Raw genomic sequence first — 18,847 nt, 5'->3', positions numbered from 1 at the left:
TTTTTAAAGTCTCATTAAAAAATAAAATTCCTTCAACCTTTCACTAAACGGTCAAATATTTCATTAACTTATCATCAAAACGTCAAAGCCTCGTCACATTCACAAACTAAGCTCATGAAGACTTTTAGAACAATCTCTTTATTAACTTAGGAATTTCCCATGACAGAGCTGACGCCATATCATGAAGACCAAGAATTGGACAATAATACTTCTGACAATATCCACTTTCGTGACATTTTAGAACAACACATCAGTCGTCGTAGTTTAATCACCAAAGCAGCAAGCGGTGCAGTAGCACTGACTTTAGCTTCTACTTTAACTGGCTGTAATGATAACGATGATGACTCTGGCTCTAATAATGGTGGAACCACACCTGTAGACCCAAATAAAAAACCGGAAAAACTTACATTTACGCCCGTAGCTAAAAATTTAAATGATATTGTGACTGTACCGGAAGGTTATGAAGCCAATGTTATCTACGCTTTAGGTGACTCAATCAATCCAAGAGTTGGAGATTGGGACGACAATAATATTCCATCTGGTCCAAGCTTCCAGTTTCGCTCTGGCGACTGCCATGACGGCATGCATTATTTTGGCTTAAACACATCAACAAACCGCTTTGATGAGACTGTGTCAGCACAAGGTTTGTTGGTGATGAATCACGAATATATTAATCAGACCTTCCTTCATCCCAAAGGTCCTACAAAAGTGGATGGACGCCGCCCTGAAGATGAAGTCATTCGTGAAACCAATGCACATGGGGTTTCTGTAATTCATATTAAAAAAGATCCAACCACTCAAAAAGTAGAAATTATTAAAAACTCTATTTTTAACCGTCGTATTACAGCTTCTACAGTTATGGAGTTTGCAGGTGCTGCAGCGGGTTCAAGCCTGCTTGCAACTCGCTTCTCACCTGCTGGACGTCAAACACGTGGCACTCATAATAACTGCGGTAACGGTTATACACCTTGGGGCACTTATTTAACCACTGAAGAAAACTTTATTGGTTACTTTGCCCGCAGTACGACTGATGATACTCTACGCACTCCCGAAGAAATTATTGCGCTTAAACGTTATGGTTTAAAAGCAGGATCAAGTTCGCGTTATGGCTGGGAAACAGCAATTGGTCAAGTAGAGTCACAAGACTTGTATGATCGCTGGAATGCCGATGTAAAAGCAGCTCAAGCTACCCAAGATTACCGAAATGGGCCAAATACATTTGGCTGGATGGTTGAGATTGATCCATTTGATGGACGCCAAAATCCGGTTAAACGTACTTCATTAGGCCGTTTCGCACATGAAGACAGTGCTTGCCGTGCCGTAGTAGGTCAACCATTAGCATTTTATATGGGTGATGACTCTCGTGGTGAATACATCTATAAATTCGTTTCAACCGCTGTGTGGGACACCAAAGATATAAACGGTGGTTATACAGCTGGCGACAAATACATGAATGCAGGCAAATTGTATGTTGCTAAGTTTAATAACGATGGTTCAGGTCAATGGGTTGAACTTGCTTATGGCAAAAATGGCTTAAATGAAAGCAACACTACTTACCCGTTTAAGTCACAGGCAGATGTTGTTACATTTGCACGCTTAGCAGCGGATTCTGTAGGTGCAACAAAAATGGACCGCCCAGAATGGTGTACGGTCAACCCAGTAAACGGTGAAATCTATGTCACACTCACCAATAACTCAAATCGTGGTAAAGACTATGCAACTGATGCAGCCAATCCACGTAACTACACAGACCTATATGCAGGCACAAAAGAACAAAAAGGAAACGTAAACGGTCATATCATCCGTTTTAAAGAAACTGATGACAAAACAACTGCTGAAACCTTCAAATGGGATATCTATTTATTTGGCGCAGAAGCAGCAATGGCTTCAAACATCAACTTATCCGGCTTAACAGATAACAATGATTTTTCATCTCCGGATGGTATGTGGTTTGACCCACGCGGTGTTCTCTGGATTGAAACCGATGACGGCGCTTACACTGATGTTACTAACTGTATGATGCTTGCAGCTCTGCCGGGTCAAATCGGTGATGGTGGTAAAGTAACAACTTCAAATGGTCAGCAGACCATAACAGGTGCCAAAGTTACAGACGCAACATTACGTCGTTTCTTAGTCGGACCAAAGCAATGTGAAATTACTGGTATTGCCATGACTCCTGACTACAAAGCAATTTTCATTAATGTTCAGCACCCTGGTGAAGATTCACCAAGTTACGCGAAACCAGAAAGTAACTGGCCTGCCACACAAAAAGACCCAAGCAATAAAACTGCGCGCCCACGCTCAGCAACTGTTGTGATTACCCGTAAAGATGGCGGCGTTATTGCCGGTTAATTGATTTACCAAAAAAATGCCGATCACTTGATCGGCATTTTTCTAACGGTTTAAAAGCACCTGTTGCTGCACAATTTGACCACTATGTTCACCTTGCTGGGTCTTTTCCAACCATATCCATTCATTATTGGTCATTCTTAAAAAATTCGAACACCGTGTTCCATATACGGGGCTTTGAATAAAAGTCGATGACAATAATTCTTCCATTTCCGGCTGAATGCCCGTGTTTGGCAACAATGCTGTGGTGACCTTACGCTCATCTTCTAAAATATCCCACGCTGCATGCTGCAAACTTAACTCTTCTGTTTTGTGCTGATGCATAGGCAGGAACTCTTGCGTAAAACGTGTACGTAAATGTCTGGTTTTTTCCCAGTGATCGGACATTAAACCATTCGAAACCACATATACGCCGTTGGCTAATACTTGAGGAGCCTCACCGCGGTTACTCATATAGACCGCCTGATCAGCAGTTCCCATAAACAGGTTAAAACCAGCAAAGTTCTGTTGCTGTTGTTCTAATTGCTGAGCAAAGCGAATCGGTAACAAATCAGACTCTAAAAAAGCCTGAACCAAATGACCACGAGAGGTCTCATATTGTTTTTTATCACGTCCATCACGGAAATTGGTTAACACAGCCCATCGGCCCTGCGGCGTAACACCCATCCAAGTACCACCCGACTGTAAGTCTTGCCCTGCAATGATTGGCGTATGTTCCCATTGATGCAACAATGCGGTTGGTCGATGATAAAATTCATCACGATTTGAAATCAGACACAAGGGCATATCATCCAGAACATGCCATGCTAAAGCCACAATACACATTGATTCTTGTTCCCTATGTTTACACATTGAATGTACAACATTTTTCACATCATTCCGCTACAATCTGTCAAAACGTAAGATCAAGGAGCAGCAATGCTGACCTATCCTAATATCGATCCGGTCGCAATACATCTAGGACCTCTTCAAGTCCATTGGTATGGACTCATGTATTTATTGGCATTTTTATGTGCTTGGGGGCTTGCTTCCTACCGTGCCAAACAGCGTGATGGCTGGACATCGGACATGGTTTCCGATCTGGTGTTTTACGGCGCCTTAGGTGTTGTACTCGGCGGACGTATCGGCTATGTGCTTTTCTATGAGTTTGATAAATTCCTTGAAAACCCAATCTGGTTATTCCAAGTCTGGACAGGTGGTATGAGCTTCCACGGCGGCTTCTTAGGCGTCATGATCGCAATGCTATTCTGGTGTAAAAAATATCAAAAAACATGGTTCCAGACACTCGACTTTGTTGCCCCATGTGTACCGACAGGCTTAATGTTCGGACGTATTGGTAACTTTATTGGCGGAGAGTTATATGGTCGTGCGGTTACAGATCCGAATTATCCATTCGGAATGATTTTCCCAACCGATCCATTACATCTGGTTCGTCACCCTTCTCAAATCTACCAAGCGCTTTGCGAAGGGCTATTACTCTTTATTATTTTGTGGTGGTTTAGCTCAAAACCACGCCCACGTATGGCTGTATCTGCTCTATTTTTAATGGGTTATGGTGTTGCACGCTTTGTGATGGAATTCTTCCGTCAGCCGGATGCCGACCAAGGTTTCATCTTGTTTGGCTGGATGACGAAAGGACAAATCCTCACCGTTCCAATGCTACTGATAGGTCTTTGGATGATGTGGTATGCCTACCAAAAGAAAATTTATGACTGGGGCCCTCAAAAGAACAGTTAACATCTAAATCAGAGGAGTTTCGGCTCCTCTTTTTTATGCTACAGTTTTTATCTCCCAAGAAAGAAGATTCGCCATGCTGGAATTCTGGTTTAATACACAAGTCCCGACTTTTAAAAAATTAATCATTTTAATTATTACCCTCTTAATCTGTATTGGGTTATATCAATATCAACCATTGCCTTTAGATACCATTTTAATGTTTACAGGGACTGGGGTTATTTTTTTAATCTGCCGTTACTTTAAATTGCATTTTGCTCAAAGTAACCCGACTGGTTTACTTTACCGCCTATTTACGTGGGTTCCTATCGCTCTTTTATTTGCACTTATTTTTGTAAAAACCATGCCTAACTTACTGATCTGGGGCGTTCAAGGAATCGCATTTATGGCGCTTGCTGCTTTTATTTTTTCACCCCAATCGTTATTTAACAAATAGGCTCATTTTTATGTTGGCTTATTGGTATAACGCACCGCGTCACATCAAACTCATCTTCATTATTGTCGTTTGTGCTGCAATTTATGCAGCCAATCAAGTACAGCCTTTATCGCCGACTTACACTGTTCTTAGTCTCGTGTTAGGATTCGGGCTTCATTTCGGGCAATATTTACAAACAAAAATTCCAGAGCACAGTTCATATAAACTTAAGCTCCAGTTTCTGCTTAGAATTTACCCTCTCATTATTGTTGCTATTATAATGTGGTTACTGCCCCCTCAACACAATTGGATCGCAACACTACAAGCTTTAGGCTTTGTACTGGTTGGATTTTTTCTTGTTTCGATTTATCAAAATCGGGCCAAACGTTTTTAAACAGTAAATGTAGCTCTCTTTCCTACCTATCGGTAAGCATCCGGCTAACACAGCCTTACCAAGCGGTCCTATAAGCCTTAATTTAGTTCCCACCTAAAAACAAGTGGGGACTTAATCCATGAACATGGATATATATTCAGCAACACCTCCTGTTGCTAAAAAACGCAGAACATACAGCAAAGAATTCAAACTCAGTATTGTCAATGCCTGTAAAAATCCTAATACCTCGATCGCTTCGGTCGCACTGCAACATAGTATTAATGCCAACCTTGTCAGTCGTTGGATCAGGATCTTCAGCCATCATGAGGGTGCCGTGCAGGATCCTACTCATGTGAATCCAGCATTTATTGCTTTGCCTTACACTGCTGCAATCAGCCAACCTATTGATGAGAGGATCACGTTGTGTATCACCGTGCCTCATACGAATAATGATATTCAGCTAAAATGGCAGACATCAGAAATACCTGCCTTGGCAGAATTACTCAAGGCACTGGCAACATGATCCGTATCAATGAAATTTGGCTCTCTACCCAGCCCATGGATATGCGAGCAGGAATGGATACTGTCATGGCTCAGGTGGTGAGAGCCTTTGGCTACATCAAACCGCATTGCGCCTACCTGTTCTGTAATAAACGTGGTCATCGTATGAAAGTGTTGGTACATGATGGACTGGGCATCTGGCTGTGTGCCCGGCGTTTGGAACAGGGTAAATTTCACTGGGCTCAAGTTCACCAAGGTGAAACCGTGGCCCTCAGCCCGGAACAGTTACAGGCATTAATCCAAGGTTTGCCCTGGCAGAGAATTGGATTGCAGCAAGTGGTGAATATGCTCTAAACCAAGCTCGACCATTCTGCCATCCTCCAAACGTTCTATTTCATTCTCTTCATGACCTCAGGCATACTGCGGTCATGAATACGCTGCCTGACTTAAGCCAACTGACCCATGAACAACTGCTGGAATTCACCAGACAGTTGGCGATGCAGCATCAGTCTCTAGCACAATCAAACCAACAATTGGATGCCAAAGTTCAACATCTTTCTATTCTCAATCAAAAATACGAGCATGAACTGGCGCTGTTTAAAAAGCACAAATTCGCCCAAAAGAATGAACACTTAACGGCAAAACAAATCCACCTATGGGATGAAGCGGTTGAAGAAGATATTGCTGCTGTTGATCTGGAATTAGAACGATTAAATGCAGATAAAACCGATGCAGCGACACAGAAAGCCAAAACCAATAAACCTAAACGTCGACCACTGCCAGATCATCTACACACCATCCGTATTGAGCATGAACCTGCATCAACCCAATGCACTTGTGGATGCCAACTCCGTCGTATCGGCGAAGATGTCAGTGAGAAACTGCATTTCAGACCGGCACAGTTCTATAAGGAACAGCATGTGCGTGGTAAATGGGTCTGTGATCAGTGTGACACTCTGACTCAGCAAGCGATGCCCGCCTATGTGATTGATAAAGGCATTGCTTCACCTGAATTGCTCAGCCATGTGCTGGTATCGAAGTATGCCGATCATTTGCCGCTGTACCGTCAACGTCTGATCTATCAGCGGGCGGGAATCGAACTTTCTAGATCAACTTTATCTGACTGGATAGGTCGCTGCGGTGTAGAACTGGAACCTCTGGCCAATGCCTTAAAAGAGGTGGTGCTGCAACAGCGGGTGCTGCATGCAGATGAAACACCGGTCACCATCATGCGGATGGGTGAGAATGAGAAAAAACCGAAGAAAGGTTATGTCTGGGCCTATGCCACCACACAGTACAATCCAGTTCAGGCGGTGATCTATGACTTTCAGGATAGTCGTTCAGGCCAGCATGCTGCAGAGTTCTTGAAAGGCTGGCAGGGCAATCTAGTCTGTGATGATTACAGTGGTTATAAAGCACGCTTTAAATCAGGCCAGGTCATAGAGGTCGGCTGCATGGCCCATGCACGTCGTAAATTCCATGAACTGCATGTGACCGGGAAAAGTCAGGTCGCTGAACAGGCATTGGTGCTGATTCAGAAACTGTATGCGATAGAAGCAGAACTCAGGAAAAAGACCGATGGTACAGCGGAAGACCGCCGCGAATACCGACAACAGCATAGTCAACCAGTGATGCAACAACTATATGAATGGCTCAACCAACATCATCTGACAGTGCCATCGAGTTCTCCCACCGCCAAGGCCATCAATTACACTCTGAAGCGTTGGCCAGCCTTAAGCCGCTATCTGGATGATGGCAATCTACCGATATGCAACAATTGGGTAGAGAATCAGATGCGTCCCTGGGCGTTGGGGCGCAAGAACTGGCTGTTTGCAGGTTCGCTGCGCAGTGGTCAGCGAGCGGCAAACATCATGACTTTAATCCAGTCAGCAAAGCTGAATGGGCTGGATCCGTATGCCTATTTAAGTGATGTGCTGAAAAGGTTACCGACACATAAAGTGACCCAGATTGAAGAGTTACTGCCGCACTGCTGGAAACCTAAATCGAATTAAAAAATAGGTATGGGATTCAGCGGACGCTTACACCTATCGTTAAAGCATGCTATTATCTTCCACGGTTTATTAATCCATGAACCGTCTCCCCTTTTATTTTATGGAAATTAATCCGAACTCGAGAGTGTTATGCGTGCATATTTAGACCTTCTACAACATATCCTTGATAATGGCGGTGACAAAGGCGACCGTACAGGCACAGGAACCCGTTCTGTATTTGGTCATCAAATGCGTTTTGATCTCTCTAAGGGTTTTCCTTTACTCACCACAAAAAAAGTTCACTTTCGTTCTATCGTGATTGAGTTACTTTGGTTCTTAAAAGGCGATACTAACGTTAAGTACTTACAAGACAATAAAGTCACCATTTGGGATGAATGGGCAACAGCAGAACAAACTGCCCGTTTCGGCCGCCCAGAACATGAGCTTGGCCCAGTTTATGGCCATCAATGGCGTAATTTCGGCGCAACAAAAAATGCCGATGGTACTTATAACCAAGATGGTTTTGACCAAATTAAATGGTTAATTAATGAAATTAAAACTAACCCAAATTCACGCCGTTTAATTGTCTCTGGCTGGAACCCAAATGAGGCCGGACAAGTTGCTTTACCGCCTTGCCATACGCTCTTCCAATTCTTCGTACAAGACAACAAGTTGTCATGCCAGCTTTATCAACGTAGTGCTGACGTATTCTTAGGCGTGCCATTTAATATTGCCAGCTATGCCCTACTCACCCATATGATTGCTCAAGTGTGTGGCTTAGGTGTTGGTGATTTTGTTTGGACAGGTGGCGATACTCATCTTTATGCCAACCATTTTGAGCAAGCAAAACTACAATTGACGCGTGAGCCATTACCACTTTGCCAATTAAAACTTAATCCAGAAGTTAAAGATATTTTCGACTTCAAATTTGAAGATATCGAGATTGTAGGTTACGAGTCACATCCGGCAATTAAAGCACCAGTTGCAGTATAACGACGGCTTAAATTTCATTAGATTACGGTTTAGAGAATAAGATTATGGCATGGCAAAATGTAGAAGTTGTCCACGTTGTCGCAATGGACAAAAATCACTGTATTGGTAAAGGCAATGCGTTGCCATGGCATATCTCTGCCGATTTAAAACATTTTAAAGAAATCACACAAGGTGGTGTGGTGATCATGGGCCGCAAAACGCTTGAGTCCATGGGTCGTGCTCTACCGAACCGTGTGAACTGGGTGATTACCCGTGACATTAACTGGCATTTTGACGGCGTAAAAATTGCGTATTCAATTGAAGATGCTTTAAATGCTGCTTTAGAAGATGCCAAAAACACCGAAAAGCAAGCTTTATTCATTATTGGTGGTGGTGAAATCTTTAAGCAAACCTTGTCAATTGCAGACCGTCTTGAGCTCACTCATGTTGACTTAGATGTACAAGGTGATGCACATTATCCAACAATACCGAGTGAATTTCACAAAACTGCAAGCGAACAGCAAGTAGATGAAAAATCAGGAACTTCATTCGAATTTGCCACTTATAAAAAATAATTTTCTGGTCGCCTATGCACAATATCGGAACACGTGAATTTATTATCGCTCTCCTCTTCGGCGCTTTACATAGTTTATTCACGTTGTTTATTGTGCTTTCCAGCATTTGGGTATGCTTAGCCCTATGGGTCCAACAACCTTTTGGCTGGTTAGGCAGCCGTATTATTATTGGCATATGGATTGCCTTTGCTTTAAGTATGGCGGGTTTATATTTTAATGGGCATATCATTAGCCGTCGTACAGACGTTTTAATCTACCTGTTAGCTTTTGCCTGCTCTTTGGTTTGGTACTTTTCGATTACTGCACGTCAAGACCGTGACTGGAACCCTGAAGTTGCCAATATGCTAAGTTACGAAAAACACGGCGATGTTATTACTTTGCATAATGTCCGTAACTTCAACTGGCATCCTGATGGAACCTATGATGTTCGCTGGGAAACCCGTACTTTTGACCTGAACCAGTTAAATGGCATAAATATTATTACTTCTTACTGGATGGGGCCACAAATTGCCCATACGCTAGTCAGTTTCGAATTTAAAAATCAACAACCTTTAGTTTTTTCGATCGAAATTCGAAAAGAAAAGACTGAAGAGTTTTCAGCAATTGGCGGCTTCTTTAGAAAATATGAACTGAGCTTAATTGCATCTGATGAAAAAGATATTGTCTACACGCGTAGCAATATCCGTAAAGAGCAAGTTTATAATTTCCCGGTCAATATGCCTCGCTCTGAGCAAAAAGCGCTATTTTTAGAATATCTTAAAAAAGCAGATGAACTACGCGCAGAACCAAAGTGGTACAATACCCTCACAAGTAATTGTACAACTTTAATTTTTGATATGGTTCAAGCCATTAACCCATATCAGCTTCCTAAAGATTATCGGTTAATTGCCTCTGGTTACTTACCTAATTATTTATATGATCTTAAAGCACTCGATCAAAATATTAGCTTGAAACAGTGGTATCAAATTGCACACATTAACCCACGTACTGAACATTTTGAACAATTTGCAGACCAAAGCAGTGAGCATTTCTCTCAAATTGTTCGACAGGGTTTACCTAAAGTAAAATGAAATAAGTAATGCACTTTTCTTTACTTTTTTATACACGCTTTACTTTGTAATCTAACTAGATAAACCCTATTGTAATAGGCAGGAAATAGAGGAAAAAACAATGCAACAGGCATTATTTGGCGGCGGCTGTTTTTGGTGCGTCGAAGCCGTATTTTTACAAATACGTGGTGTAGAAAAAGTAACAAGTGGTTATGCTGGTGGGCATACAACTCACCCAACTTATGAGCAAGTATGTCAAGGTGACACTCAGCATGCTGAAGTGGTTCTTATCGACTTTGATGAACAACAAGTTACATATTCCCAGTTACTTGATGTGTTCTTTGCAACGCATGATCCAACGACTTTAAACCGCCAAGGTAATGATATTGGTACTCAATACCGCTCTGTTATTTACTATTTTAATGAAGAGCAAAAGCAGGCAGCAGAACACACCATTCAGACGTTAAAAGATGACGATCTTGATATTGTGACTGAATTATCTCCTGCTCCTACGTTCTATCCAGCAGAAGACTATCATCAAAATTACTATGAAAAGAACCCTTCACAAGGTTACTGCAACTTTGCAATTCCCCCTAAACTGTTAAAGTTACATAGTAAATTCCAACATCTCATGAAAAATTAATAAATGAGAAAATAAAAAAGCAACCGAATTGGTTGCTTTTTTATTACGTGAAACTAGATTTTAGTTTTCACTTACAAAGGCAATATCGCTCAGTCCGGCTTCACTGGCGCGAGACATTACCTGAGCAACAGTATCGTACTTCGACTCTTTATCAGCGCGAAGTTGAACTGTCGGTTTAACCGCACCTTGACCTGCTTCTTGGAAACGTTTTTGAAGCTCATCAAGGCTAATTACTTGAGTATCCCAAGCCACTTCACCATTTGCATTGATACTAATCGTAATTGCTTTTGGTGGTGGATCAATAATTTCAGCAGTTGTTTTAGGAAGCGTTAATGGAATCGATGGGTTGGCAACTGTTGCTGTGACCAAAAAGATGATCATTAACACCAACATAATGTCGATTAGCGGAATGAGATTCATCTCATTCATGCCACTATCGTGGTCTTCACCCAATTGAAAAGCCATTAAGCTTGACCTCCAACATAACTTTGCTGTGCAGTTTTAACATCAGACTTTACAGTTGAGTCTTGCTGCAACATGGTGTCGATTAACAAACTGTGTGCTTGATCTTGTAAATCATGAGCAAGGCCACGATTCGCACGTACACAGATGTTATAAGCCAATACCGCTGGAATCGCAACTGCTAGACCAAGACCAGTCATAATAAGTGCTTCACCTACCGGTGTAGCCACTTGAGCTAAACCTGCCTGTCCGCTCTTACCAACAGCAACTAACGCGTGGAAAATACCCCATACTGTACCAAACAAACCAACGAATGGTGCAATTGAAGCAATTGTTCCTAAAACTGAAATACCTTTATCAGCATTGGCTTTCTCAGCAGAAATCTGACGCAATAATGCTTGCTCTGCAACTGCTTTACGTTGTTCAAAACTCAAAGGTTGTAACTTTGCTTTGAGCGAAGTAATAGCCTGAGAGAGTTGAGCATAAGCTTGTTGTTTTAGTTGGCGAGTCCCCATCAAACGTAAGATGAAAACTGTCCAGGTAGCAATCGACATTGCCAATAAGATGAAATACAGGGTTTTACTCACTGCATCTGCATGTTGCCAATAGATTGAAAAGTTCATATTCGAACTCCTGATTAAGGTTAGCCGTTGGGACTCAAATTCGTTTAAGGGGTTAAGTCAAACGGTTGCTCTGCTTTAATTGGATAAGCAACACCGTTTTCCATATAAGGTTTAAATTTTGCACTACGTACAGCGCGGACTACCTTGTCATCTAGACTTGGAATACCGCTGCTACGGGTTACGCGCACGTTAGTAATCTTGCCTTTCTCATCGGCTTCAATAAGTACAACAACCGAGCGTGCTTCGCCCTGTAAATCTTTTGGTGAAACAGTCAAACGTGGTGAGCGGCTCCACTGTACACCCGAACCACCAATTGAAACGCGTTTTGGCGATGGATCTGGAGCAGGTTGAGCTTTAGGTGCTTCTTGAACCACTGGCTTTGGCTTTTCAACGACTTTTTCAGTCACAGTAGTCGCTGGCGTTACTATTTTCGGTTCAACTTTAGGTTCTGTTTTTACTGTTTCTTTAGGTGTTTCAGCCTTTTTGACCTGCTGAATTTTTTCCACTTTCTTAGGTGGAGTTACAGGTTTCTCAACAACTTTAACCTCTTTCACTTCTTTTTTAGGTTCCGGCTTTTTAGGCGGTTCTTTTGGTTTTGGTGGTAAAGGTTTTGGTTGCTCTTGAATTTTTACAAAGCGGACTTGTAAAGGTTTCTTTTCAATTGGCTTTAGTTCAGCAGGCTTAATGTGGCTGACTGCCCATAAGACCCCGATATGACCAATTGCAACCGCAATTAGTGCCGTGATGACTTTCTTTTTCATCGGATTGGGAGAGTTTAAGGCTGCGGAAGATTGACTCATAAGAATCTAATTACCTAATGGATGATGATTTCGGCTTTCAATTTATAGAAACGATTTCAAACATCGGATAGAACAATAAAGTGCCACAATAATAAATGAGAAGTGTTTTCATTTGCAACTACTTTTTTATGAAAACATTCCTCATTATCGCGAGGTCTAACTTGATAAAGTGATATCACCTTAGTTTTCTCATGCTTAGACAACGCACTAAAATTTGTAAGTTCCCTATTTTCACTTATCAGATCGCGCTCAGCTTAAAAAATAATTAAGTAGCTAGATATTAAAAGTAATCTATAGAGCAACAGACTCTAGTTATGTTATAACATTTTAAATTTATTTTAGCCATAAAAAAAGCACGCTCAAAAGCATGCTTTTAAAGGAATATAAGTTGTTAGAAAACAACAGTCTTATTGCCATCTACAATAATTCGGTCTTCTAAATGCCATTTAACAGCACGAGCTAATACATTACGTTCAACATCTTCGCCAAGCTCACGTAACTGCTCAACATTATAATCATGGCTCACACGTTCAACGTCTTGCTCAATAATTGGGCCTTGGTCTAGGTCAGCAGTCACATAGTGAGCTGTTGCACCAATCAACTTTACACCTTTTTCATATGCTTGCTTGTATGGGTTTGCGCCCACAAAAGCAGGTAAGAATGAGTGGTGAATATTGATAATTTTCATTTCCCATTTAGAAACGAAATCTTCACTTAAAATCTGCATGTAACGTGCAAGAACTAATAAGTCATTGCCTTGCATCATTTCATGAATTTGAGCATAAGCTTCTGCTTTATTGTCTTTGGTTACTTTAATGACTGTAAATGGAATACCAAAGTTTTCAACTGCTTCACGTAAATCTTCGTGGTTAGAAATTACGTGAGTAATTTCACACGGTAAAGAACCTCGTGCATGACGCCATAATAGCTCAAGCAAAGCATGGTCAACTTTAGAAACTAAAATACCAACCTTTTTAATATCATTAACAAAAGCAAGACGCCATTGCATGCCATAACGTTCCGCTACATTTGCTGCGAAAGTCTGAATTAAAGCATCTTTACGAGACTGTAAATGATCAAGTTCAAATTCAACACGCATGAAATAACGTCCGCCTTGAGCTTCCGTCGCATACTGATCAAGCGCGGTAATGTTTGCACCCTGATGGTACAAAAAGCTCGATACAGCCTGTACGATCCCAGGCTTGTCTTCACAAGTAATCAGTAAACGGGCTGTATTGGCAGTGGTCATATTCATTTGGTTAATATCACTTAATTGAGACAAAATTTTGATAAGCCGAGTATTCTAGCGCTCTAAATAAACAAGCACAACTATTCATCTTTTAGGGACGATAAGCTGGCAAAAAGATCAGAAGGTCCAAGTGACTCCAATAATTGCTCATAAGTCGCGCGGCTTTCCCCCATTAAATAAGGGCCTTCTAAAAAAACCATTTGACGTAAAGCTTGCCAAACCCATTTTTCTTCAAGGTGGTTATTGTCACTAATGTGTCCGGACATATATAGAAAGTTGGTCCAGTTCGTTAAGACAATCCAGAGGTTAATAATGAGCGCTTCAATTTCCGAAGGTGTCATTTTCATAAGCCCGGCATCAACAAAGGCCTGATAAATTCTTTGCCCTTGCTGCATGACCTGCCCTGCAAACCGAGGATAGATCTTTTTAAAGTCTTCGTTACTTTCAACTAAGTGATAAACATCGCGGTGGATAAAACGATAGTTCCATAGCTGACCACTGAGTACCTGAAAATAATTAATTTTGTCATTGGTCGTTAATGGTCTGTCCTCAGGTAAAGAGAGCATTTCTAAAGTCTCAACCTGATATTGGTGCATTAATTCCTTAATGATTTCATGCTTGTTTCGAAAGTGGTAATACAAGTTTCCAGGACTAATCCCCAACTCTGCAGCAATATGATTGGTAGTGACAGACCGTTCGCCACGCTCATTAAAAAGCTGCAAACTGATTTGTAAAATCCGGTCTTTTGTCTTCAGAGCTTTAGGTAGAGACATTTTAATAACCTTCGTTAATTCATATGGTTAAGACTTGCACACAGAAACCAACTTGACTCTTTAGAGTATTTACTCTAAAAAATAAGTATATCAGTATATTTGGTAAGTACCGATGAACAGTCAAACAAAAACAAATCCAGAGACTCAGGTTCCTTATGATGTTAAGCATTTACATGATTTGCTTGAGCAGCAAAAGATTGCCTACTTACGTCATCCGGTACCCACTGCTAAAGAGCGTATTGATCGTTTAGCTCGTCTTAAAAGAGTCTTGGTAAAATATCAAGATCAGATTGCCGAAGCAATTAACCTTGATTATGGCAATCGTGCCATTATGGAAACCAAAATTGGTGAGTTACTTACCTGTCTTGAACAAATCAAGTATTACAGTAAGAACCTGACCGGATGGATGAAACCATCAAAACGCCATATCAGTGTATTACATCAGCCAGCAAAAGGTTGGGTACAATATCAACCAATGGGTGTTATTGGCATTATTACACCTTGGAACTATCCATTACTACTTTCCGTTGGCCCACTCATCTGTGCTTTGGCGGCTGGTAACCATGCCATGATCAAAATTTCGAGTGCTTCTCCAAATTTTGGACAGGTTCTTGAAAATGCTCTTTCTGAAGCTTTTCCACAAGAATTGGTTGCTGTGGTTAATGGCGGTGGTGTGATCTCTGATGCGTTTAGTCACCTGCCTTTTGACAAAATGATTTTCACAGGCTCGACTTCTGTCGGTAAAACAGTCATGGCGGCTGCAGCTCAAAACCTTGTGCCAGTCATTCTTGAGTTGGGTGGTAAATCCCCTGCGCTTGTACATGCTTCCGTAGACATGAAAGATGTCGCACAGCGTATTGCTGTGGGTAAATTATGGAATGCAGGCCAAACTTGCGTTGCGCCAGACCATATTTTCTTGCCGCGTGGTAAAACTGCCGAGTTCATTGAAAACTTTAAATTGATTGTGGCTGGAATGTATCCTCATTTCCGTAACAATCAAGACTACACATCTATTATTAATGATAAGCAGTACAACCGTATTCAGGGCTATCTAGAAAATGCCCGTGATCAGGGTGCTCGTATTATTGAAATTAATCCTCAAAATGAAATTTTAGATGATGTCCGCAAAATTGCACCGACTCTGGTTACTGGTGTAACAACTGCAATGGATATTATGCAAAATGAAATTTTTGGTCCTGTTCTACCAATTTTAGAATATGACCAAATCGAAGAAGTCATCGAATTTATTAATAGTCGACCACGTCCTTTGGCGATGTATTATTTTGACTATGATCAGGCACGCGCCGATTATATCTCTCAGCATACTCATTCAGGGCATTTCGGAATTAACATGGTGATTACCCATGTAGCACAAGATGATTTACCTTTTGGCGGTATTGGTGCGTCAGGTATGGGTAAATATCACGGACCGGAGGGCTTTTTTGGGCTTTCGCATGAACGTTCGGTCATGTCAAATCCAAAACTTTATAGCTTGAAATATATTCTTCCACCGTTCAATAAACCGATTCATCGCTTCATTTCGAAAACCTTGTTGCGTTAACTGATCAAGGCATGATCTGTTATACTAGATCATGCCTCGTTTTTACCAATTTCGCTTGTCTTTTAATCGTATTTTTGGTATAAAACGCCCCTTGAATGAATTCATCCGTTTACATTTAGTATGACTGGCCACAGATTTGCTGTTGGCTAAATCAATGGAGTTACACCATGTCTAAGGTTTGCCAAGTTACCGGCAAGCGTCCAGTCGTTGGTAACAACGTCTCACACGCCAACAACAAAACCAAGCGCCGGTTCGAGCCGAACCTGCACCACCACCGTTTCTGGTTAGAAAGCGAAAAACGTTTTGTACGTCTTCGTTTAACCACTAAAGGTATGCGTATTATTGACAAATTGGGTATCGAAAAGGTTGTTGCAGACCTTCGTGCTCAAGGTCAAAAGATCTAAGGAGTCTGAGCAATGCGTGATAAGATTCGCCTCGTTTCTTCAGCTGGTACAGGTTACTTCTATACCACGACTAAAAACAAACGTACTATGCCGGAAAAAATGGAAATCAAAAAATTTGATCCAAAAATCCGTCAACACGTGATTTTCAAAGAAGCTAAAATCAAATAATTTTAGCCTCGAAAAAAAACGACTTCTTTATGAAGTCGTTTTTTTTTTGCATTTTTTTTATACCTGCCTTTTTGTTAAACTTTCCACATATTCCGCCTTGGCATTTCTTATGCTTGTCTTTAGCCTAACTCACGTAAAAGGAGTTTTTAGTGCCGCATGACGTAGATTTAATTATTTTACTTGCTGTTGGTTTCGGCGTTGCCCTGTTTTTTGGCTATATTGCCGCCCGACTACGACTTCCCCCTCTTATTGGCTATCTCATTGCCGGAATTATTATTAGTCCTAATACTCCTGGTGTTGAAGCAGATATTCATCTTGCAAACCAACTTGCTGAACTCGGTGTAATGTTCCTCATGTTTGGCGTTGGTATGCATTTTTCCTTAAATGATCTTTTACTTGTTCGCCGCATTGCCTTGCCAGGTGCAATCTTACAAATTGCTGTTGCAACTTTACTGGGTATTGGCGTTTCAATGTTATGGGGCTGGAGCTTTGGCTCCGCACTCGTTTTTGGCTTAAGCCTGTCATGTGCGAGTACAGTTGTATTATTAAAAGCTTTGGGAGACCGTGGTCTTCTAGATTCTGTAAACGGCAAAATTGCTGTGGGCTGGCTATTAGTTGAAGATTTAGTCATGGTACTTGTTTTAGTACTTCTTCCAGCTACAGCTGTTTTACTGGGTGGAAAAGCTCCAGCAGGCGCAGAAGGTAACATCTGGCTAACACTTGGAATCACTCTATTAAAGGTTATTGGCTTTATTGCCTTTATGCTGATTGTCGGTAAGCGCGTTGTGCCTATTATTATGCAGTTTGTTGCTCGCTTAGGTTCAAGAGAGCTTTTTACACTTACTGTAGTCGCTGCGGCTGTATCGATTGCCTATGGTTCTTATGCCATCTTTGGAGTTTCAATGGCATTAGGGGCATTCTTTGCCGGAATGGTCGTTAAAGAATCAGATTTTAGCCATCGCGCAGAAGAAGAAACGCTACCACTACGTGAAATTTTTTCGATTTTATTTTTCGTTTCAGTAGGAATGTTGTTTGATCCACATATCCTTATTGAACGTCCACTACATATCTTGGCTGTTATCGCGATTATTATGGTGGGTAAAACACTTGCTGCAATGGCCTTAGTTTTATTCTTCCGCTATCCAATCAATACTGCTTTAACAGTCGGGGCCAGCCTTGCTCAAATTGGTGAGTTTTCATTTATTTTGGCTACCCTTGGTGTTTCTTTAGGTCTATTAACGTTAGAAGCTCAAAACCTGATTTTAGCAGGCGCATTATTCTCAATTACACTGAACTCTTTCATCTTCTCGGCAATTGAGCCGGTACAACGTTGGATTCGTGAACGCTCTCATTTAGCACGACTTCTTGAACGTAGTGGCGACCCATTAGCTATGCTGCCAGATGAAGTCGATCAATCTTATCTACGCGATCAAGTGGTGATTGTAGGGTATGGTGGCGTTGGACGACGTATTACTGAAAATTTAATTAATCAAAATATTAAAGTCGTAATTGCAGAAGAGAATCGTGAAATCGTAGAAAAACTACGTCAGGCAAATATTGCGGCTGTAAGTGGTGTAGCAACCGAACCTGGCGTTTTAATTCAAGCACATATCATGCACGCACGACTCTTAGTAATTTCGCCTATGGATATCTTAGATATTCACCGCATTGTAGATATTGCGAAGCAATTGAATCCTCAAATTCAGGTTTTAATTTGTGCAGAAAGTAAAGAAGAAGCCGCAGTGATTAGAGACGAACACATTGGTGAAGTATTCTATGCGAAAGAAGAAATGGCTAAGAATATGAGCCATCATATTTTAAATCAAATCGAACTTGCGCATCAGTCTACACATCATTAATGCATACAAAAAAAGCGTACTCAAGAGTACGCTTTTTTTAACTTAAGAATTTAGGCTGCTCATCCACAACTTCAGCCTGCCATTCATTGACCTGCTTTTCTAACAGCCCAAACAAAGCAGCTTGAATCATATGTTGTGCAACTATAGGCGTCTGTTCACCTAATATTGCTTTTAGTTCATCACTAAACTGAATTTTAACCAAGGGCTCTTTTTCAGAACCAGCATTACGCAAGGCGAGCTCACCACCTTCTAGTTGGACTAATTCCAACACTGCTTCTTGATTTCCAAATAACTCTTTCAATTGCTGTATAGACATATACTTCCTCCATGTTTCAACATGGTGGCA

The 18,847-nt window shown here is 41.2% G+C and carries 22 protein-coding genes; 15 read left to right on the top strand and 7 right to left on the bottom strand.

Features of this window, described 5'->3' with window-relative positions; translation table 11 throughout:
• Nucleotides 1-159 precede the first annotated feature (159 nt).
• Entirely contained in the window at nt 160-2,352 is a 2,193-nt protein-coding gene (locus EGS71_RS15525; protein ID WP_000137980.1) for a PhoX family protein, read from the top strand.
• A gap of 42 nt (nt 2,353-2,394) precedes the next feature.
• Here the strand turns inward: EGS71_RS15525 and EGS71_RS15520 are convergent, their stop codons facing one another.
• Nucleotides 2,395-3,174, bottom strand: coding sequence for an NRDE family protein (locus tag EGS71_RS15520; protein WP_000335019.1), 780 nt, complete (start codon nt 3,172-3,174; stop codon nt 2,395-2,397).
• 93 nt (nt 3,175-3,267) lie between these two features.
• Here EGS71_RS15520 and lgt point away from each other — a divergent pair, with 93 nt between their 5' ends.
• The 10 genes from lgt to msrA all read left to right on the top strand — a co-directional run bounded on the left by lgt (nt 3,268) and on the right by msrA (nt 10,602).
• Nucleotides 3,268-4,086, top strand: coding sequence for a prolipoprotein diacylglyceryl transferase (lgt, locus tag EGS71_RS15515; protein ID WP_000959085.1), 819 nt, complete (start codon nt 3,268-3,270; stop codon nt 4,084-4,086).
• Between the two features lie 73 nt (nt 4,087-4,159).
• Nucleotides 4,160-4,519, top strand: a complete 360-nt coding sequence (locus EGS71_RS15510; protein ID WP_000889270.1) for a hypothetical protein — start codon at nt 4,160-4,162, stop codon at nt 4,517-4,519.
• Between the two features lie 10 nt (nt 4,520-4,529).
• Nucleotides 4,530-4,892: a hypothetical protein gene (locus EGS71_RS15505; protein ID WP_000881940.1), complete on the top strand. Its 363-nt coding sequence runs from the start codon at nt 4,530-4,532 to the stop codon at nt 4,890-4,892.
• A 118-nt stretch (nt 4,893-5,010) separates the two neighbouring features.
• Nucleotides 5,011-5,394: a transposase gene (locus tag EGS71_RS15500; RefSeq protein WP_001055589.1), complete on the top strand. Its 384-nt coding sequence runs from the start codon at nt 5,011-5,013 to the stop codon at nt 5,392-5,394.
• Nucleotides 5,391-5,726, top strand: coding sequence for an IS66 family insertion sequence element accessory protein TnpB (gene tnpB, locus EGS71_RS15495; RefSeq protein WP_000619347.1), 336 nt, complete (start codon nt 5,391-5,393; stop codon nt 5,724-5,726). Before EGS71_RS15500 ends, tnpB begins: the two co-directional genes overlap by 4 nt.
• A 74-nt stretch (nt 5,727-5,800) precedes the next feature.
• Nucleotides 5,801-7,384: an IS66-like element ISAba25 family transposase gene (locus EGS71_RS15490; RefSeq protein ID WP_001094424.1), complete on the top strand. Its 1,584-nt coding sequence runs from the start codon at nt 5,801-5,803 to the stop codon at nt 7,382-7,384.
• 129 nt (nt 7,385-7,513) lie between these two features.
• A complete protein-coding gene (thyA, locus tag EGS71_RS15485) occupies nt 7,514-8,356 on the top strand; it encodes a thymidylate synthase (RefSeq protein ID WP_001203170.1) in 843 nt (280 codons plus the stop codon).
• Nucleotides 8,357-8,400: 44 nt separating this feature from the next.
• Nucleotides 8,401-8,910, top strand: a complete 510-nt coding sequence (locus tag EGS71_RS15480; protein WP_000312548.1) for a dihydrofolate reductase — start codon at nt 8,401-8,403, stop codon at nt 8,908-8,910.
• Between the two features lie 14 nt (nt 8,911-8,924).
• Nucleotides 8,925-9,980, top strand: coding sequence for a DUF4105 domain-containing protein (locus tag EGS71_RS15475; RefSeq protein WP_000551512.1), 1,056 nt, complete (start codon nt 8,925-8,927; stop codon nt 9,978-9,980).
• A 100-nt stretch (nt 9,981-10,080) separates the two neighbouring features.
• Nucleotides 10,081-10,602, top strand: coding sequence for a peptide-methionine (S)-S-oxide reductase MsrA (gene msrA / locus EGS71_RS15470; RefSeq protein ID WP_001183413.1), 522 nt, complete (start codon nt 10,081-10,083; stop codon nt 10,600-10,602).
• Between the two features lie 60 nt (nt 10,603-10,662).
• Here msrA and EGS71_RS15465 read toward each other — a convergent pair whose 3' ends face one another.
• From EGS71_RS15465 to EGS71_RS15445, 5 genes are all read right to left on the bottom strand, one after another.
• Nucleotides 10,663-11,067: an ExbD/TolR family protein gene (locus EGS71_RS15465; protein WP_000885431.1), complete on the bottom strand. Its 405-nt coding sequence runs from the start codon at nt 11,065-11,067 to the stop codon at nt 10,663-10,665.
• Nucleotides 11,067-11,687, bottom strand: coding sequence for a MotA/TolQ/ExbB proton channel family protein (locus EGS71_RS15460; protein WP_001011664.1), 621 nt, complete (start codon nt 11,685-11,687; stop codon nt 11,067-11,069). Before EGS71_RS15460 ends, EGS71_RS15465 begins: the two co-directional genes overlap by 1 nt.
• A 44-nt stretch (nt 11,688-11,731) precedes the next feature.
• A complete protein-coding gene (locus EGS71_RS15455) occupies nt 11,732-12,487 on the bottom strand; it encodes an energy transducer TonB (RefSeq protein ID WP_000083585.1) in 756 nt (251 codons plus the stop codon).
• Nucleotides 12,488-12,878: 391 nt separating this feature from the next.
• Entirely contained in the window at nt 12,879-13,742 is an 864-nt protein-coding gene (gene purU, locus EGS71_RS15450) for a formyltetrahydrofolate deformylase (protein WP_001057506.1), read from the bottom strand.
• A 74-nt stretch (nt 13,743-13,816) separates the two neighbouring features.
• Nucleotides 13,817-14,509 (bottom strand): TetR/AcrR family transcriptional regulator, encoded by a 693-nt coding sequence (locus tag EGS71_RS15445; RefSeq protein WP_000056618.1) that lies wholly within the window; start codon nt 14,507-14,509, stop codon nt 13,817-13,819.
• A gap of 112 nt (nt 14,510-14,621) precedes the next feature.
• On the opposite strand from EGS71_RS15445, the gene EGS71_RS15440 reads away from it, so the two are divergent.
• The 4 genes from EGS71_RS15440 to EGS71_RS15425 all read left to right on the top strand — a co-directional run bounded on the left by EGS71_RS15440 (nt 14,622) and on the right by EGS71_RS15425 (nt 18,501).
• Nucleotides 14,622-16,070, top strand: coding sequence for a coniferyl aldehyde dehydrogenase (locus tag EGS71_RS15440; protein ID WP_001088254.1), 1,449 nt, complete (start codon nt 14,622-14,624; stop codon nt 16,068-16,070).
• A gap of 167 nt (nt 16,071-16,237) precedes the next feature.
• Complete coding sequence (rpmB, locus tag EGS71_RS15435) at nt 16,238-16,474, top strand: 50S ribosomal protein L28 (RefSeq protein WP_000048256.1); 237 nt, start codon at nt 16,238-16,240, stop codon at nt 16,472-16,474.
• Nucleotides 16,475-16,486: 12 nt separating this feature from the next.
• The gene (gene rpmG, locus EGS71_RS15430; protein ID WP_001205031.1) at nt 16,487-16,642 is read left to right on the top strand and encodes a 50S ribosomal protein L33; all 156 of its coding nucleotides are present in this window, start codon (nt 16,487-16,489) and stop codon (nt 16,640-16,642) included.
• A gap of 149 nt (nt 16,643-16,791) precedes the next feature.
• On the top strand, nt 16,792-18,501 hold the full coding sequence (locus EGS71_RS15425; RefSeq protein ID WP_001119808.1) for a cation:proton antiporter: 1,710 nt from the start codon (nt 16,792-16,794) through the stop codon (nt 18,499-18,501).
• Between the two features lie 37 nt (nt 18,502-18,538).
• Here EGS71_RS15425 and EGS71_RS15420 read toward each other — a convergent pair whose 3' ends face one another.
• Entirely contained in the window at nt 18,539-18,817 is a 279-nt protein-coding gene (locus tag EGS71_RS15420) for a hypothetical protein (RefSeq protein ID WP_000027403.1), read from the bottom strand.
• Nucleotides 18,818-18,847: the final 30 nt, after the last annotated feature.

The sequence above is a fragment of the Acinetobacter sp. FDAARGOS_559 genome (genome assembly GCF_003940475.1).
GTDB classification, from domain to species: Bacteria; Pseudomonadota; Gammaproteobacteria; order Pseudomonadales; family Moraxellaceae; genus Acinetobacter; species Acinetobacter baumannii.
Note: the sequence above shows the minus strand (reverse complement) of the source record. Positions and strands in the feature narration are given on the sequence as shown.

What these genes read in the sequence shown, in the direction of transcription:
- EGS71_RS15525 (WP_000137980.1), top strand. Translation starts at nt 160, where the DNA reads ATGACAGAGCTGACGCCATATCATGAAGACCAAGAATTGGACAATAAT.
- EGS71_RS15520 (WP_000335019.1), bottom strand. Translation starts at nt 3,174, where the DNA reads ATGTGTATTGTGGCTTTAGCATGGCATGTTCTGGATGATATGCCCTTG.
- lgt (WP_000959085.1), top strand. Translation starts at nt 3,268, where the DNA reads ATGCTGACCTATCCTAATATCGATCCGGTCGCAATACATCTAGGACCT.
- EGS71_RS15510 (WP_000889270.1), top strand. Translation starts at nt 4,160, where the DNA reads ATGCTGGAATTCTGGTTTAATACACAAGTCCCGACTTTTAAAAAATTA.
- EGS71_RS15505 (WP_000881940.1), top strand. Translation starts at nt 4,530, where the DNA reads ATGTTGGCTTATTGGTATAACGCACCGCGTCACATCAAACTCATCTTC.
- EGS71_RS15500 (WP_001055589.1), top strand. Translation starts at nt 5,011, where the DNA reads ATGAACATGGATATATATTCAGCAACACCTCCTGTTGCTAAAAAACGC.
- tnpB (WP_000619347.1), top strand. Translation starts at nt 5,391, where the DNA reads ATGATCCGTATCAATGAAATTTGGCTCTCTACCCAGCCCATGGATATG.
- EGS71_RS15490 (WP_001094424.1), top strand. Translation starts at nt 5,801, where the DNA reads ATGAATACGCTGCCTGACTTAAGCCAACTGACCCATGAACAACTGCTG.
- thyA (WP_001203170.1), top strand. Translation starts at nt 7,514, where the DNA reads ATGCGTGCATATTTAGACCTTCTACAACATATCCTTGATAATGGCGGT.
- EGS71_RS15480 (WP_000312548.1), top strand. Translation starts at nt 8,401, where the DNA reads ATGGCATGGCAAAATGTAGAAGTTGTCCACGTTGTCGCAATGGACAAA.
- EGS71_RS15475 (WP_000551512.1), top strand. Translation starts at nt 8,925, where the DNA reads ATGCACAATATCGGAACACGTGAATTTATTATCGCTCTCCTCTTCGGC.
- msrA (WP_001183413.1), top strand. Translation starts at nt 10,081, where the DNA reads ATGCAACAGGCATTATTTGGCGGCGGCTGTTTTTGGTGCGTCGAAGCC.
- EGS71_RS15465 (WP_000885431.1), bottom strand. Translation starts at nt 11,067, where the DNA reads ATGGCTTTTCAATTGGGTGAAGACCACGATAGTGGCATGAATGAGATG.
- EGS71_RS15460 (WP_001011664.1), bottom strand. Translation starts at nt 11,687, where the DNA reads ATGAACTTTTCAATCTATTGGCAACATGCAGATGCAGTGAGTAAAACC.
- EGS71_RS15455 (WP_000083585.1), bottom strand. Translation starts at nt 12,487, where the DNA reads ATGAGTCAATCTTCCGCAGCCTTAAACTCTCCCAATCCGATGAAAAAG.
- purU (WP_001057506.1), bottom strand. Translation starts at nt 13,742, where the DNA reads ATGAATATGACCACTGCCAATACAGCCCGTTTACTGATTACTTGTGAA.
- EGS71_RS15445 (WP_000056618.1), bottom strand. Translation starts at nt 14,509, where the DNA reads ATGTCTCTACCTAAAGCTCTGAAGACAAAAGACCGGATTTTACAAATC.
- EGS71_RS15440 (WP_001088254.1), top strand. Translation starts at nt 14,622, where the DNA reads ATGAACAGTCAAACAAAAACAAATCCAGAGACTCAGGTTCCTTATGAT.
- rpmB (WP_000048256.1), top strand. Translation starts at nt 16,238, where the DNA reads ATGTCTAAGGTTTGCCAAGTTACCGGCAAGCGTCCAGTCGTTGGTAAC.
- rpmG (WP_001205031.1), top strand. Translation starts at nt 16,487, where the DNA reads ATGCGTGATAAGATTCGCCTCGTTTCTTCAGCTGGTACAGGTTACTTC.
- EGS71_RS15420 (WP_000027403.1), bottom strand. Translation starts at nt 18,817, where the DNA reads ATGTCTATACAGCAATTGAAAGAGTTATTTGGAAATCAAGAAGCAGTG.